Source organism: Paenibacillus sinensis, from assembly GCF_019904155.1.
Taxonomy (GTDB): domain Bacteria; phylum Bacillota; class Bacilli; order Paenibacillales; family Paenibacillaceae; genus Paenibacillus_AQ; species Paenibacillus_AQ sinensis.
The window spans coordinates 85,171-100,729 of record NZ_JAHCMB010000226.1; the positions used below are offsets into that span (position 1 = coordinate 85,171).

The window sequence follows — 15,559 nt, forward strand, 5'->3', positions numbered from 1 at the left end:
TTTAGCCCATCAGGGCGGCCATCAGCGCTTTCTGCGCATGCAGCCGGTTCTCCGCCTCGTCAAAAATAAAGGAATTCGGTCCGTCGATCACGTCTTCCGTCACTTCTTCACCGCGATGAGCCGGAAGGCAGTGCAGGAAGATGAAGTCGCTCTTCGCAAGCGCGACCAGTTCGCCGTTCACCTGATAGTCCTTGAACGCCGCTTCGCGCGCCTTCTGCTCTTCCTCAAAGCCCATGCTCGCCCATACATCCGTGTAGATGACATCGGCATCCTTGACCGCTTCCTCCGGACTGCGGGTAATGACGATTTCGGAACCCGTCTCCTGCGCGATTTCCCGCGCCTTGGCGACAACAGCGGCGTCCGGCTCATAGCCTTCCGGTCCTGCGATGGAGACATGCATGCCCACCTTCGCTCCGCCGATCAGCAGGGAATGCGCCATATTGTTGCCGTCGCCGACAAAGGCCATTTTCAGCCCTTTCAGCTTGCCCTTATGCTCATATACTGTCTGGAGATCTGCCAGCACCTGGCATGGATGCGCCAGATCGCTCAGTCCATTGATGACCGGAACCGAAGCGTAGCGCGCCAGATCCTCGACCTTGTCATGGCCGAAGGTGCGGATCATGATGCCGTCGAGATACCGCGACATAACCTGCGCCGTATCGGCAACCGTCTCGCCGCGTCCCAGCTGAATGTCGTTCCGGCTGAGGAACAGGGCGTGTCCGCCCAGTTGGTACATCCCAACCTCGAAGGATACCCGGGTACGGGTTGAGGATTTCTCAAAAATAAGTCCGATCGTCTTGCCTTTCAGCGGCTGATAGACCTCACCGCTCTTCTGCTTGCGCTTGAGCTCGATCGCCAGATCGATCAGATACTGGATTTCTTCCGTAGTGTAGTCGTCCAGCTCCAGAAGGTCCCGCCCTTTGAGCGAAATCTGAACCATGAATCTGTTCCTCCTTGTCGCGTTAGCAGACTTCCCGGCGAGCCGGGAAGCCCATGGTCACCCTTAGTCTGTGAATTGCGGGGTGCCGTTATGTTATGTCCGTCAATGCAGACGTCTTTAAGCCTGAAGCTCCTTGGCATAAGTATGAATGAGATCGGACAGGATGTCCACAGCCTGGTCGATTTCCTCCCGGCTTACATACAGGTTCGGAAGCAGGCGGATTACATGCGTTCCCGCCGTCACGAACAGCAGGCCGCGCTTCTGTCCAGCCAGCACAATGTCGCCGACAGCTTCTTTGCATTCGATGCCGATCAGCAGCCCCTTGCCGCGGATGTCGAGGACGAACGGGCAATCCGCCAGCTTCTCTTTCAGCTGCGCCGTCAGGTACTCGCCGGATTCCGCCGCGCGCTGCGGCAGGTTATCCTCCAGCATCGTCTCGATGGTGGCGCTCATCGCCGCCGTCGCAAGCGGCGTGCCGCCGAACGTCGAAGCATGGCTTCCAGGCGGGAACGCTTCGCGCAGATAGCCCTTGGCCAGCATGAGGCCGGCCGGGAAGCCGCTGGCGATGCCTTTGGCAACGGTGAAGATGTCCGGCTCGATACCGTAGTGCTGATGCGCGAACAGCTTGCCGGTGCGGCCCATGCCGGTCTGCACCTCATCGACGATGAGCAGCAGGCCGTGACGTTTGCACAACTCGACAACGCTGTTCAGGAAATCCGGCTGCACTTCTAGGATGCCGCCTTCGGCCAGCACCATTTCCAGCATGATGGCGGCTGTATGCTCGCCGATGGCCGCTTCAAGGGCCGGAAGATCATGCAGCGGAACCGTCACGAAGCCTTCCGGCAGCGGCAGGAAGCCGTCCTTGACCTTCTGCTGTCCCGTAGCCGTCAGCGTAGCCAGCGTGCGTCCGTGGAAGGACTGCTGGAACGTAATGACTTCATAGCGTCCTGTTCCCTTGACCTTCTGATGATAGCGGCGGGCCAGCTTGATCGCGGCCTCGTTCGATTCCGCACCACTGTTGCAGAAGAATACCTGGTCGGCGCAAGTATTGGCCGTCAAGAGCTCCGCAACGCGGTCCTGGCCCGGAATGTGGAACAGATTGGATACATGCCACAGCGTATCGATCTGCTGCTTCAGCTTCTCGCCGACCTTCTCCGGCGCATGCCCGAGGCTCGTTACCGCGAGGCCGCAGGTGAAATCGAGATATTTATTGCCTTTGTCATCCCACACCCAGCTGCCTTTGCCTTTGACCAGACTGATGTCGTATCTGCCGTACGATGGAAACACATGCTCCAGCTTCCCGGAGCCCGCAGTCTTAGCACCTTCCTCCGTCTTACTGGCAGCGCCTGCCTGTGTTCCGGTGTCTGCAATGTGCTTCTGCACGAAATCAGGCTGATCCATATGCGTAAGCTTGCTCATGATCCTTCACTCTCCCCCGCACGCCGCCCCTTAAGCGGCCGCCGAATTTTTTGACGATACTCACTCTAGCATTCCAAAGATCTGCCCGAAAAACCCAATGCTCTTTAAAGAGTCGCAGCCCTTGTACAGCTTTACGCCCTTGAGGAAAAAGACTGCATAGATGCCGCCGGGACTCCTGAAACTTTATCCCGAAACTTTATTAGTAATGAAATACTGGCATCATCCGCCCCAGTCTCCCATTCTTGCCCTCAGGCTTCCCAATCCTGCCTTCGAGCCTTGCTCCCAAATAATTTCTTTGCTTCCGACTATATCCTTACTTCCGGATAATCGCTTTGCTTCCGGCTACTCCTCACTTCCGGACAATTCGTGTGCCAATTGTCTCACCGGCCAACACCCGGCCGAGCACACCCGGTTCCTTGCCGTCCACAATGACCACCTCGGAGACGCTGCCCTGAATGCAGTCAATGGCCGCCCTCACCTTGGGGATCATGCCTCCGTAGATTTCGCCCGTCTCGATCATCCGCCCGATTTCCTCGACCGTCACGGAAGGCAGCACCTGCTTGCTTCCATCCTCCAGCGTGGTCAGAATGCCGGGGACGTCGGTCACCACAATCATCTGCGGCGACTGCATGAAGGAAGCGACCGCCCCCGCCGCCGTATCGGCGTTAATGTTATATCGCTGTCCGTTGCCGTTGATTCCGAGCGGCGCGATAACGGGGATATAGCCGAGCGACTGAATGCCGGCAATGATCTCGGCCTTGACGCCGGTCACATTGCCGACTAGTCCCACCTCATCGCTGTTCGAGACCGGGACCGCTTCGATCAGATTGCCGTCCACGCCGGACAGGCCGATTGCCTTGCCGCCGCTGCTCTGAATTCGCCGGACAATCGCCTTGTTGATGCTGCCCGACAGCGTCATCTCCACAACGTCGAGCACCTCTTCGGTTGTGACCCGCAGGCCGTTAACGAAGCTGCTCTCAATTCCGAGCTTCTTCAGATTCTCCGATATCGCCGGACCCCCGCCGTGGACGATCACCGGCCTCACGCCGTCCTCCTGAAGCTGCCTGAGATCATCAAAGAACGAATCGGGCAGTGCGGTCAGCGTGCTGCCACCGCACTTCATCACGAACATATTGCCATTGTCCGCGCCACTTGTATCAAAAGTCTCGTTCTGCGTCATGAGTGTCATTATCCTTCCTTACTTACTGTATAGGTATAAGGTGTGCAGCCGCCCATCCCGCCACTAACACGAGGGCAGCCGTTGATTTGACATCCATCAGGTTCGGTAAGCCGCATTGATCCGCACATAATCGTACGTCAGATCGCAGCCCCAAGCTGTAGCCGAGCCGTCACCGTCTCCCAGGTTCACCGTAATCAGAACGGTGTCGCCCTGCAGGTAAGCAAGAGCCTTCTCCTCGTCAAAAGCCACCGGTCTCGACTGGGACAACACCTCAATCTCGCCCAGCGAGATGTCAACCCGGTCCACCGACACCGGAACTCCCGCACGGCCGACGGCGGCGATTATCCGCCCCCAGTTCGCATCTGCGCCGAAGACGGCGGATTTGACCAGACTGGAGCCGACGACCGTCTTGGCAATCGCACGGGCCGCCGCTACGTCTTCCGCCCCGTTCACCACGACCTCAATCAGATGGTTCGCACCTTCTCCGTCGCGGGCGATCGCCTGCGCCAGATGGCGGCACACATGCGTGAAAGCCGCTGCGAAGGCTTCCCAGTCCGGATGCTGCCGGTCCAGCGCTTCATTGCCAGCCAGGCCGCTCGCCATTGCCACCAGCATATCATTCGTGCTCGTGTCGCCGTCCACGGTAATCATGTTGAACGTCGTGTCTGTCGCCTGGCGAAGCAGCGTCAGCAGTTCTTCCTGGCCGACGGCGGCGTCCGTCGTCATGAAGCCGAGCATGGTCGCCATGTTCGGGTGGATCATGCCGGAGCCTTTGGCCGCGCCGGCGATCAGAACCTCTTTGCCGCCGACATTAACCTTGACGCAGCACTCTTTCTTCACGAGGTCAGTCGTCAGAATCGCCTGGCAGAACTCCTCGGCTCCGGGTGCTCCGCCGTCCAGCTTCTCCGGAAGGGAGGCCAGACCGCTGCGCACGCAGTCCATCTTCAGCAGCTCGCCGATGACTCCGGTCGAAGCGACCGCCACATCATCCTCGCTTACGCCCAGATGCTTGGCAGCTGCGGCCCGCATCTCATAAGCATCGGCTTCGCCCTGTGCGCCTGTGCAGGCGTTGGCGTTGCCGCTGTTCACGACTACGGCACGCAGGACACCGTTGCCAAGGCTTTCCCGCGTCACTTTAAGCGGCGCCGCCTGGAACAGGTTCGTCGTATAGACCGCCGCGGCAGTGGCCGGAACCTCGCATAGAATGGCCGCAAGATCGTTGCGGTCGGTCTTTTTCAAGCCGCAGTGCAGACCTCCGGATACGAATCCGGCCGGTGTCGTAATGCTTCCGCCTTCGACGACGGTGTACAGCTTCTCGCTCATGTCTGATTTACCTTTAGCGTTACGGATACACTGGCGTGTAGCCGAGCCCAAGGGTTTCCTCCCATCCCATCATAAGATTTAGATTTTGAATCGCCTGCCCCGCCGCACCCTTTACCAGATTGTCGATTACCGAGAAAATGGTAACCCGTCCGGTGCGGGGATCAACCGCAAAGCCGATATCGCAGTAGTTGGAGCCGCTGACCTCTTTGGTTGCCGGCAGAATACCGGCGCTGCGCACACGCACAAAAGATCTACCCTTATAATAATTGCGGTATAACTCGATGAAATCCTGTTCGCTGTACGTATCGTTCAAGCTTGCATAACTAGTGGCCATAATGCCCCGCGTCATCGGAACCAGATGCGTAGTGAAGGTGACGATTACCGGCTCTCCGGCAATCTCCGTCAGCGTCTGCTCGATTTCCGGGATATGCTGATGTTTGTTAACCTTATAAGCTTTAAAATTCTCATTAATTTCCGCGTAATGCACACCGAGATTGACTCCGCGTCCTGCTCCCGATACACCGGATTTGGCATCGACAATGATGCTCTCCGGCTTGATCCATCCTGCTTGAAGCGCCGGGATCAGACCAAGCAGCGTCGCCGTCGGGTAGCACCCCGGGTTCGAGATAAAGTCAACGCCGGCCACGCGGTCGCCGAATACCTCGCACAGTCCGTAGACGGCCTGCTGCAGCACTTCATCCTGCGGAGCCGGATGTTTGTACCAGCGTTCGTATTCCGCGCCGTCCTTCAGCCGGAAATCCCCCGACAAATCCACCACTTTTAGCCCCGCCTCCAGCAGCTCCGGAACGAGCTTGGCGCTGACGCCCGATGGAGTTGCCGTGAATACGACGTCGGCCCTTTCCTTCATTTCCCTGGCGTCTACACCGTCCAGATTTTGCGTGAACACGCCAGTCAAATGCGGGAAGCCTTCTTCAATCGGCGCCCCTGCCGATGATGAGGAAATCACCGATGTAATCTCCACCTTCGGATGCCCCTGAAGCAGCCTGATCAGCTCTACTCCCCCGTAGCCAGTCGATCCCACGATCGCTGCTCTCACCTTGCCTTCCACCGTCATCTCCGGTTCCTCCCTGCCGTTTTTCTCTTCCCTATTATATCGGATAATGTTCCCTATCCGCCGATGGCTTTTGCATGCCGTCCATTGAAATATGTATTATTATACGTCCTCATTAATATAAATACAACAGGTTATGTAACATTATCCCTCAGCCGTTTTCCGGCCCCAGTTTGCTCGCCGAGCCAGGCTCTGCCTTTGAAGCATAATCAGTTCATGCACGGATATTCCGCACCCTATGCTATTCTGCTCCATAAGGTTCTGATGCCTGACGACGTTGTTTATAGGCCCGCGCGGCAGCTTATTCCTTCTCCTTTTTCACGAAAAAAGAAGCACAGCTTCTCCTCTACGGATCAGCTACGCTTCTCGTTTAAATCCTTCGCCCAGCACTTCATGGGCGTCACTGATAATAACAAAGGCGCCCGGGTCCACCGACCGGACAATGGCCTTCAGCCGGGTCGTTTCATTCTGGCCGACGGCTACCATCAGCACGGTCCGGCTGTCTCCCGTATAACCGCCCTTGGCATCCAGCTTCGTCAGCCCCCGGTCCAGATCATGCAGAATCGCTTCCGTGATCGCTTCTGTATGATCGGAAATGATATAGGCAACCTTCGTATAGCTGAAGCCGACCTCAAGCGCATCGATGACCTTCCCTGTGACAAACAGTCCGATCAGCGCGTACAGCGCCTGCTCCATGCCCAGTACGAAGGCCGCCAATGTGATGACCGTTCCGTCCAGCAGCACCACGGACAGCGAGAAGCTGAAGCCCGTCAGCTTCTGAATCACCTGTGCCAGAATGGACAGCCCCCCGGTCGAGCCCCGGCCCCGAAAAACCAGGCCCAAACCCAGGCCCACTCCGATGCCGCCGTAGATGGATGCCAGCAGCGGGTTGTGCGTCGGCACAGGACCGTCCTTGGTCAGGTAAATGAACAGCGGCAGCACAAAGCTGCCCAGCAGCGACCGCAGTCCGTACTGGCGGCCCAGCATGAACACGCCTAGGAAAAACAGCGGAATGTTCAAAGCCCACTGGGTAAAAGCAGGCTCGGCCCCGAACCAGGCCTGCGCCAGTACGGACAACCCCGATACGCCGCCAGAGGCGATCCGGTTGGGCAGCATGAACAGATTAAAGGCGAGGGCTGTAATCAGCGAACCGACAACAATCAGGACCGTATCCACCAGATGGCGGACCGGTCCGTTCAGCGGAATAAGCGGCGGCTTATTTCGTGCGTTGATTGATGACATCCCTTATTCAGCCTCAGTTTTGATCTGGCCGCGCAGATAGCCGTCGATAAAAGCATCCAGATCGCCGTCCATAACCGCCCCGACGTTACCGGTCTCCACGGAAGTCCGGTGATCCTTAACCATGCTGTACGGATGGAAGACATACGAGCGAATCTGACTGCCCCAGGCGATATCGGACTGCTCGCCGCGGATTTCATCCAGTTCGCGCTGCTGCTCTTCGAGCTTGCGCTCATAGAGCTTGGAGCGGAGCATCGTCATCGCGCGTTCGCGGTTCTTGATCTGCGAGCGTTCGTTCTGGCAAGTCACGACGACGCCGGTTGGAATGTGAGTAATCCGGACCGCCGAGTCCGTGGTGTTGATATGCTGACCGCCGGCGCCCGTCGCGCGGTAGGTGTCCACCTTCAGATCCTCGGTACGGATCTCGATATCGATATCTTCATTAATTTCCGGCACGACATCACAGGAGACAAAGGACGTATGGCGTCTTCCCGAAGCGTCAAACGGGGAAATACGGACCAGACGGTGCACGCCTTTCTCCGCCTTCAGGTAGCCGTAGGCATTGAAGCCCTTGATCAGCAGCGTCACGCTCTTGATCCCCGCTTCGTCTCCAGGGAGATAATCCAGCACCTCAACCTTGAAGCCGCGCTTCTCCGCCCAGCGGGTGTACATACGGAGCAGCATTTGGCCCCAGTCCTGGGACTCGGTCCCGCCGGCACCGGGATGCAGCTCCAGAATGGCATTCAGCTTGTCGTACGGCTGATTCAGCAGCAGCTGCAGCTCGAACTCCTCCAGCTTGTCCACTAGAGCGCGGACACTGCCGCCTACCTCGGCAGCGAGTTCATCGTCGCCTTCCTCGTCAGCCAGCTCGGCCATCAGCACGGCATCATCGTATTCCTGCTGCAGCTTCTGATATTCATCCACGCCGGATTTCACAGCGTTCATCTCGGCAATGACACTCTGGGCCTTCTCGTTATCATCCCAGAAATCGGGAGCCGCCATTTTCTCCTCAAAGTTCGCGATCATTTCCTGCTTGAGGTCTAAGTCAAAGAGACCCCCTAAGGTTGGTTAATTTCTTGCCGATCTCGCGCAGATCCTGCTTCACACTTGGATCAATCATTGATCACTGCACCCTTTCTTTAACTATAATCATTAGAAAACGGCTGAGCCGCTAACGGGAATCTCCCCGGCCCAGCCGTTCTTGTCAATCCGGTCACTAAAGACTTAAGCGTTCTGTCCGTGGCAGTTCTTGAATTTCTTGCCGCTGCCGCAAGGACAAGGATCATTCCGGCCGACCGTGGCGCCCACGGCTACGGGACGCTTCTCGGCAGGTTCGCCGTTCGTGGAGATTTTATTCTCTTCCACAACCGACTGGCGCTGCTGATTGGTCTCGATATGAGCCTTCATAATATATGTGGCCACTTCTTCCTGGATGCTTGCCGTCATGGCATTGAACATCTCGAAGCCTTCGAACTGATATTCGCGGAGCGGGTCCGTTCCGCCATAAGCACGAAGATGGATACCCTGGCGAAGCTGATCCATGGCGTCGATATGGTCCATCCACTTGCTGTCAACGGCGCGCAGTACGATAACCTTCTCGAATTCGCGGACAAGCTCCGAACCGAGATGCTCTTCGCGGGCAGAGTATTTCTCCAGCACCTTCTCGAAGATAAATTCCACAATCTCTTCCGTTTCCTTGCCCCACATATCGTCACGGGTCAGTACGCCTTCGTCAAGCAGCTTGCTGTTGACATAATCGGCCACTTCCTGAAGCTCCCAGTTCTCGGGAATGTCGTCGCTGCAATGAGCCAGTACGACGCGCTCGATTACCGGCTTGATCATTTCCAGGACGATGTCCTTGATGTTCTCGGACTCCAGAATTTCGCGGCGCTGCTTGTAGATAATTTCGCGCTGCTGGTTCATGACGTCGTCATACTGCAGGACGACTTTACGGATGTCGAAGTTATTGCCTTCGACCCGCTTCTGCGCCGATTCTACAGCGCGGGTAATCATACGGCTCTCGATCGGCTGATCTTCTTCAAAGCCAAGACGTTCCATCATGTTCAGCACATTGTCGGCGCCAAAGCGCTTCATCAGCTCGTCGCCCAGCGACAGATAGAACTGTGTGGAACCCGGGTCGCCTTGACGTCCCGCGCGTCCGCGCAGCTGGTTATCGATCCGGCGCGATTCATGGCGCTCCGTACCGATAATATGCAGGCCGCCAACCTCGGCCACGCCTTCACCGAGGATGATGTCGGTACCGCGTCCCGCCATGTTGGTCGCAATGGTCACTGTTCCCGGCTGACCGGCGTGAGAAATGATTTCGGCTTCCGCTGCGTGATGCTTCGCGTTCAGCACCTGGTGCTTCACGCCTTTGCGCTTCAGCATTTCCGATACCAGCTCGGAATTCTCGATGGAGACCGTACCGACCAGCACCGGCTGGTTCTTCTTGTGGCGCTCCACGATCTCTTCAACCACGGCAGTGAACTTGCCTTTCTCGCTCTTATAGACGATGTCAGGCATGTCCGCCCGGCAGTTCGGTTTATTCGTCGGGACCTGGAGAACTTCCAGACCGTAGATCTTCTTGAACTCCTCTTCCTCCGTCTTCGCCGTACCGGTCATGCCGGCCAGCTTGCGGTACATGCGGAAGTAGTTCTGGAACGTGATGGTGGCGAGTGTCATGCTCTCATTCTGAACCTGAATTTCTTCCTTAGCTTCAATCGCCTGATGCAGACCGTCACTGTATCGGCGGCCGGCCATGAGTCGGCCCGTGAACTCGTCGACGATAACAACTTCTTCATCCGTAACGACGTAATCGACGTCGCGGCGCATAATGACGTTCGCCTTCAGGGCTTGTACGATATGATGGTTCAGTGTGACATGGCTGTGGTCATACAGATTCTCGATGCCGAAGGCTTTCTCGGCAAGCGCAACACCTTTTTCCGTAAGGGCAACCGACTTCACCTTAATATCCACCGTATAGTGCTCTTCCGGCTGGAGCTTCTTCACGAAGCGATCGGCAGCGTAATAGAGCTCCGTCGACTTCTCGGCTTGTCCGGAAATAATAAGCGGTGTCCGGGCTTCGTCGATCAGAATGGAGTCGACTTCGTCAATAATGCAGAAATAGAGCGGACGCTGTACCATCTGCTCTTTATACAGCACCATGTTATCGCGCAGGTAGTCGAAGCCGAATTCATTGTTAGTGCCGTACGTGATGTCGCAGGCATAAGCTGACTGTTTATCCGCATGGTCCATGCCGTTCAGGTTAACTCCAACCGTCATGCCCAGGAAATTATAGATTTGTCCCATTTGCGCGCTGTCGCGCTGGGCCAGATAATCATTAACTGTAACGACGTGAACGCCTTTGCCAAGCAGAGCGTTCAGGTATACCGGAAGCGTTCCGACCAGCGTCTTACCTTCACCAGTCTTCATCTCCGCGATCTTGCCTTCATGCAGCGCCATACCGCCAATCAGCTGCACATCAAAGTGCCGCATTCCAAGCGTACGTTTGGATGCTTCACGCACCGTTGCGAAGGCTTCGGGAAGAACCTCTTCCAGCGTCTCGCCTTTCTCAATACGGGCCCGGAACTCTTCGGTCTTGGCCTGCAGCGCCTCGTCGGAGAGCGCCTCGATTTCCGGCTCCAATCCATTAATAATTTCGACCGTCTTCATTAGACGTTTGACATCGCGTTCATTCATGTCGCCGAATATTTTTTTAACAAGTCCTAGCATGGTTAACCCCTTTCATGCAACACAGATGGTGGAATCTAAAGCGTATCCTCCCAACGTTGAAAGGGCCGCAAAACACCGTCGATTCCGCTGCTTCATAAATTGTAACAGTTTGTAAGGGATGCCGCAATATAAGCGGAAATCCCCATAACTATATATACGCACAAGAGCCCTATTCGCTTCATGCGAATAAGGGCTCGGGATCATTTTTTTCATTTTAGAAGCTTACGTACTCCATTTAACCCTGTTCGATCAGTCCGTATTTGCCGTCATTCCGTTTATACACGACGCTGACTTCGGAGGTGTCGATATTGGAAAACACAAAGAAATTATGTCCCACCATATTCATCTGAAGAATGGCTTCTTCCACATCCATCGGCTTCAGAGTGAACCGCTTGTTGCGCACGACTTCCAATTCATCATCCTGTTCCTCGACGGCCACATTGCTGCTCGAACCACCTTCCACAAAGAGCGTCTTCAGACTGCCTTCCTGGCGGAATTTGCGGTTGAGTTTGGTTTTGTGCTTACGGATTTGTCGCTCCAGCTTGTCCACTACACCATCAATGGAGGCATACATATCATCGCTGCGGACCTCCGCGCGAAGCGTGACACCGGCCAGCGGGATCGTGACTTCCACCGTGTGAAGACCTCGTATTACGCTAAGTGTTACGAAACCTTCCTGGGTAGGGGGCGCATCGAAATACTTCTCAAGTCTGCTGAGCTTCTTATCAACATACTCTCTCAAAGCGTCGGTCACTTCAATTTGTTGACCTCGAATGCTGAATTGCATGGGCACTCCTCCTTTGCACCTTCATTTTACCATAACGTAAGCGCCGTGTAAAAAGTTTAAAATTGTGTAAATCCGCTTTCAAGTGCAAATTGATCCAGCTTGTGAACATAAGAAGAACTCCAATCGAAATCCTACTGAAAATGTTGCCGAATCCCTCTTTAGCGGTTGTTTTTCTTCACCTTCAGGATGCCCAATCTTGGACGAACACTTCCTGATCACATCAAAAAAAGATCCCGGAAATTCCAGGATCTTTATTGCTAGCGTCGTCTCAATTTGCTAACCATCTACCGTATATGTAGGTCGGCTAAGCCGGATGATTATAATTTGATTACGTTAGCTGCTTGTGGTCCGCGTGCGCCTTCCACGATGTCAAACTCAACGGATTGTCCTTCTTCCAGCGTTTTGAAGCCTTCGGATTGGATCGCGGAGAAGTGAACGAATACGTCGCCGCCTTCTGCAGTTTCGATGAACCCGTAGCCTTTTTCTGCGTTAAACCATTTAACTTTACCTTCCATTGCTTGAACATTCCCTTCATTATCAAATGAACGTGAGTCTGGCTCACAAGTCTGACTATACCACCGTAACTTCTCCATTGTCAATTGGAATAGAAAATGTTTACCTTCAAAAAAATGGAATTCACCAATTCATTTGTCAGCCACAATTTCATGCCCCCCGATAAGTGAAGGTATCAGTGTTAGCGCAGTTACTTACGATTACCCGCGATGGAAGGGGGTGAAACACAGTGCCTGTCAGGCGCCAAAGATTTTTTCTAAAGGGCCTAGAAGAACGAATCGAACAAGTTAAACGATGGCGACTTCCCTGGTAAAGTACACGAGCAAATTGGATCCGTCCCTTAAGGGATCGAAATCAAGCGGACGCGAGTTCGGTCAACGAACCAAAATTACTTAAGCTGTTGAAGTCGCATTTTAGATGGTTCATATCCCAAAACGGCAGCTTCCTGATAACAATGCTTCGCCTTGTCCGACTTCCCCGTAACCTCGTAAAAGCTGCCTAGATTATGCAACGCAGTAAAGCTCCCCGTTCCAATAACGTTATCGTAGCGGTCAGTCTCCCCAATTTGCAGACATTTTAGATAAGACTCTTCAATTAAAGGGAACAAATTTATATACTTTGCCGTATTGCTCAAAATCAGTTTCATATAAAAAATACCGCAGACAAATTGAAAATCGGCAAAATCATGCAAAAAGCTCTGTTCCTTTTGAATAATGGGCAAGCCTTCCTCTAATTGTTCAATGGCAATGATCTCGTATAACAAATTCACAATAATATTGGGTGCATAGCTCTCACGTTTAGTCAATAGCATATAAGCCTTTTTTAAATGCTGATAGGCCTTAAGGTGATTATCTATCCCCCGATACTCCTTAGCAATCTGGTAATGATAATAGGAATCTTCCGGATACCTTTCGATTTCCAACTGTAGAATGGGTATATTGCGATCCGACTTAGGCTTCATATAACCATCATGTTGAACCTCAATCGGCACTATGACTCTGGGCAGATCCGAGATGACTTGTTCATGGATGCTTCCTTCATACCGCAGCCCGGATGGAAACAGTCTCGATATAAAACATTGGGAGAAGGATACTGTGTTACTATCACCATCAAGAAACTGATTCACTTGTTTGATTCTTCCGATGCGATCTCCCTGATTAATAAACTGACGAAGGGCATCTCCGCAATCATTACGGAAAAATTCATCTGCATCAAGAACTAGATTCCAGTCGCATGATGAATGCTCAAGTGCGGCATTTCTTGCGTCTGCAAAGTTTTGGTTCCACGTCCAATCATAGACCTTCGCTCCAAAAGAGCGGGCAATTTGCTTAGTATTGTCTGTTGAGCCGGTATCAACAAGTATGATCTCATCCACCAATTTTCGTGCACTCTCGAGACAACGGCCCAATACAGCCTCTTCATTCCGGGCAATCATAGTCAATGCGAGTGTTTTCATAATTTCCTCTCAATAATTCGACATAGCTTTGATATTCGAACCAATGGTATCAGAAACAAAGGATGTAGTCGAAACCGAGAACAAGGTCCTCTACCTCTATATCACGATCTTGTCTACATTGGTCCCAGGAGGAATTATTCAGAAATAGAAGTCCCCTTGAATACAATGTTTTAGTTCTTAATAATTTCTTTTCGAATTAAGATGTCACAGATTTCACGAACACAGCCGTGACCACCTTTTTTTGTACAAATATAATTAACTTTAGCTAATACTTCTGGCACTGCATCGGATGGGGTTGAAGAAAATGCCACTGCTTCTAAACATTGCAAGTCATTAACATCATCTCCGATATACGCAGTGGTTGGATAATTAAACTTCTTATTGTTCTGAAAAAAAGCATCTAAAAATACCTTCTTATCTTTTATCCCCATATATAAATAATCTACTTTAAGCTTCTCGGCTCTTCTTTGAACTAATGTTCGATCTTCTGATGTGAGTATCATAACTTCAACGCCTGAGGCTTTGAGCAATTCGATTCCTTTGCCATCCTTAGTATTAAACTTCTTCAGCTCATCGCCATTTTCTGAATAATACATGCCGGCATCTGTCAAAACACCGTCAACATCGCAGATTAATAGATTTATGTTCGATAATATGTCATTATTGATTATTTGTTGTTTCTTGAAAATGGATTCCATTATTATCCAATCAGAAGGCTCATCAATTTCAAAATAACTATCCTCATCCATTATGTAGGCGGAAATGTTTCCCGACACTCTACATTTGCTTTCAATTAACTTAGAACGTTCTGTCAAATAAAACGAACCATTTTCCACCAAGTAGCCATCCCATTCTTGTCTTCGGGGTCTTTCTTGGGGATTATAATTAACCGGAACAAAACTCCCCCCCTCTTCTTTCCATTGAAAGCGTTTCTGGACAACCACAGACAGAAGGCTATCCGCTTTTTGTTTCTTATATTGCTCAAATGCCTCTGTTAAATTATGAGCTTTTAGTAATGGGGAGGTAGCCTGGATTAAGAAAATCTCTTTAAAAATAACTTGCTCGGCAAATTCTAACATTACCATCTCTGTGGATGCTTCATCTGTAGCACTTTCGGCACTTCTGTAAAATATTTCCACTTTTTCAAATTGGAATGAATCTACAACCCTCATAATTTCTTCACTTTCAGTTGCTACATACACCTTATCGATAGTATTACTTTCAACTGCAGCCTTTATAGTCCAGTAAACGAGAGGCATTCCACAAAATAACTTGATATTTTTTAGTGGAATGCCCTTACTTCCTCCTCTGACTGGAATAAAAGCTACTACATCCTCACTAGTTGCGTTTGAGCTTTTTCCGCTGTACTTTTTCAATGTCCAATATATCCTCTCTTTTATATGTCAATGCCTTTTGAACATTTTTTACATCTCGAACCAGCTTTCTCATTCCTTCAGGCTCCAAGCTTGCAGCATGGTCTGTGCCTTTCCAAGTTCGATCCAGCGTAAAATGTCTTTCTATATACTGAGCACCTAAAGTAAGCGCAGCCACATCAGCAGCAATTCCAAGATGATGCCCTGAGAAACCAATACCTTTTACCCGATCCTCATATTTCTCTCTCAGAGAGGTTATATCTAGCAATGAAAGATCTTCGAATGGAACTGGATAACCTGAAACGCAAGAGTAAATAATTAAGTTATCGCTNTTTGTAATTATCAATCAAATATTGCAGGATCTCAAATTGAAGATTACTAGCCGAGGGGATTTTAATGAATTTTGGGTTTAATGCTGCAATTTCTTTTGTTGATGTAAGATCCCATACAGATGTACTGTAATCAACTCCAAGTTTGTTGCATTCAAACATCAGTTCTTCGTGTTGAGCTGCAGTGAATTCCAAA

14 protein-coding genes are annotated in these 15,559 nt (G+C 52.1%); all 14 read right to left on the reverse strand.

Going from position 1 to position 15,559, the window contains the following annotated elements:
* Nucleotide 1: 1 nt before the first annotated feature.
* The 14 genes from argF to KIH86_RS29925 all read right to left on the reverse strand — a co-directional run bounded on the left by argF (nucleotide 2) and on the right by KIH86_RS29925 (nucleotide 15,525).
* Nucleotides 2-940, reverse strand: a complete 939-nt coding sequence (gene argF / locus KIH86_RS27220) for an ornithine carbamoyltransferase (RefSeq protein WP_038699240.1) — start codon at nucleotides 938-940, stop codon at nucleotides 2-4.
* Between the two features lie 117 nt (nucleotides 941-1,057).
* Nucleotides 1,058-2,359: an aspartate aminotransferase family protein gene (locus KIH86_RS27225; protein ID WP_235775628.1), complete on the reverse strand. Its 1,302-nt coding sequence runs from the start codon at nucleotides 2,357-2,359 to the stop codon at nucleotides 1,058-1,060.
* 349 nt (nucleotides 2,360-2,708) lie between these two features.
* Nucleotides 2,709-3,548: an acetylglutamate kinase gene (gene argB / locus KIH86_RS27230; protein WP_223081216.1), complete on the reverse strand. Its 840-nt coding sequence runs from the start codon at nucleotides 3,546-3,548 to the stop codon at nucleotides 2,709-2,711.
* An 87-nt stretch (nucleotides 3,549-3,635) separates the two neighbouring features.
* The gene (gene argJ / locus KIH86_RS27235) at nucleotides 3,636-4,862 is read right to left on the reverse strand and encodes a bifunctional glutamate N-acetyltransferase/amino-acid acetyltransferase ArgJ (protein WP_223081217.1); all 1,227 of its coding nucleotides are present in this window, start codon (nucleotides 4,860-4,862) and stop codon (nucleotides 3,636-3,638) included.
* A 19-nt stretch (nucleotides 4,863-4,881) separates the two neighbouring features.
* Complete coding sequence (gene argC / locus KIH86_RS27240) at nucleotides 4,882-5,937, reverse strand: N-acetyl-gamma-glutamyl-phosphate reductase (protein ID WP_223081218.1); 1,056 nt, start codon at nucleotides 5,935-5,937, stop codon at nucleotides 4,882-4,884.
* A 354-nt stretch (nucleotides 5,938-6,291) separates the two neighbouring features.
* Nucleotides 6,292-7,176, reverse strand: coding sequence for a YitT family protein (locus tag KIH86_RS27245; protein WP_223081219.1), 885 nt, complete (start codon nucleotides 7,174-7,176; stop codon nucleotides 6,292-6,294).
* A 3-nt stretch (nucleotides 7,177-7,179) separates the two neighbouring features.
* A protein-coding gene (gene prfB, locus KIH86_RS27250) for a peptide chain release factor 2 (protein WP_223081220.1) occupies nucleotides 7,180-8,293 on the reverse strand; the annotation gives its coding sequence in 2 pieces (ribosomal slippage) (nucleotides 7,180-8,220 and nucleotides 8,222-8,293; 1,113 coding nt in all).
* 104 nt (nucleotides 8,294-8,397) lie between these two features.
* Nucleotides 8,398-10,905: a preprotein translocase subunit SecA gene (gene secA / locus KIH86_RS27255; protein ID WP_223081221.1), complete on the reverse strand. Its 2,508-nt coding sequence runs from the start codon at nucleotides 10,903-10,905 to the stop codon at nucleotides 8,398-8,400.
* 235 nt (nucleotides 10,906-11,140) lie between these two features.
* On the reverse strand, nucleotides 11,141-11,692 hold the full coding sequence (gene hpf, locus KIH86_RS27260) for a ribosome hibernation-promoting factor, HPF/YfiA family (RefSeq protein WP_223081222.1): 552 nt from the start codon (nucleotides 11,690-11,692) through the stop codon (nucleotides 11,141-11,143).
* Nucleotides 11,693-12,009: 317 nt separating this feature from the next.
* On the reverse strand, nucleotides 12,010-12,207 hold the full coding sequence (locus KIH86_RS27265; protein ID WP_038699258.1) for a cold shock domain-containing protein: 198 nt from the start codon (nucleotides 12,205-12,207) through the stop codon (nucleotides 12,010-12,012).
* 386 nt (nucleotides 12,208-12,593) lie between these two features.
* Nucleotides 12,594-13,661, reverse strand: coding sequence for a glycosyltransferase family 2 protein (locus KIH86_RS27270; protein WP_235775630.1), 1,068 nt, complete (start codon nucleotides 13,659-13,661; stop codon nucleotides 12,594-12,596).
* A gap of 170 nt (nucleotides 13,662-13,831) precedes the next feature.
* A complete protein-coding gene (locus tag KIH86_RS27275) occupies nucleotides 13,832-15,037 on the reverse strand; it encodes an acylneuraminate cytidylyltransferase (RefSeq protein ID WP_223081223.1) in 1,206 nt (401 codons plus the stop codon).
* Entirely contained in the window at nucleotides 15,000-15,380 is a 381-nt protein-coding gene (locus tag KIH86_RS29920) for an N-acetylneuraminate synthase family protein (protein ID WP_223110765.1), read from the reverse strand. The genes KIH86_RS27275 and KIH86_RS29920 overlap by 38 nt, the downstream gene beginning before the upstream one ends.
* The gene (locus tag KIH86_RS29925) at nucleotides 15,358-15,525 is read right to left on the reverse strand and encodes an N-acetylneuraminate synthase family protein (RefSeq protein ID WP_456094031.1); all 168 of its coding nucleotides are present in this window, start codon (nucleotides 15,523-15,525) and stop codon (nucleotides 15,358-15,360) included. The genes KIH86_RS29920 and KIH86_RS29925 overlap by 23 nt, the downstream gene beginning before the upstream one ends.
* Nucleotides 15,526-15,559: the final 34 nt, after the last annotated feature.

Bases quoted from the DNA above. Each gene is read 5' to 3' on its own strand.
- KIH86_RS27225 (WP_235775628.1), bottom strand. From the start codon at position 2,359: ATGAGCAAGCTTACGCATATGGATCAGCCTGATTTCGTGCAGAAGCAC.
- hpf (WP_223081222.1), bottom strand. From the start codon at position 11,692: ATGCAATTCAGCATTCGAGGTCAACAAATTGAAGTGACCGACGCTTTG.
- argC (WP_223081218.1), bottom strand. From the start codon at position 5,937: ATGACGGTGGAAGGCAAGGTGAGAGCAGCGATCGTGGGATCGACTGGC.
- argB (WP_223081216.1), bottom strand. From the start codon at position 3,548: ATGACACTCATGACGCAGAACGAGACTTTTGATACAAGTGGCGCGGAC.
- KIH86_RS27245 (WP_223081219.1), bottom strand. From the start codon at position 7,176: ATGTCATCAATCAACGCACGAAATAAGCCGCCGCTTATTCCGCTGAAC.
- secA (WP_223081221.1), bottom strand. From the start codon at position 10,905: ATGCTAGGACTTGTTAAAAAAATATTCGGCGACATGAATGAACGCGAT.
- KIH86_RS27270 (WP_235775630.1), bottom strand. From the start codon at position 13,661: ATGAAAACACTCGCATTGACTATGATTGCCCGGAATGAAGAGGCTGTA.
- argF (WP_038699240.1), bottom strand. From the start codon at position 940: ATGGTTCAGATTTCGCTCAAAGGGCGGGACCTTCTGGAGCTGGACGAC.
- KIH86_RS27265 (WP_038699258.1), bottom strand. From the start codon at position 12,207: ATGGAAGGTAAAGTTAAATGGTTTAACGCAGAAAAAGGCTACGGGTTC.
- argJ (WP_223081217.1), bottom strand. From the start codon at position 4,862: ATGAGCGAGAAGCTGTACACCGTCGTCGAAGGCGGAAGCATTACGACA.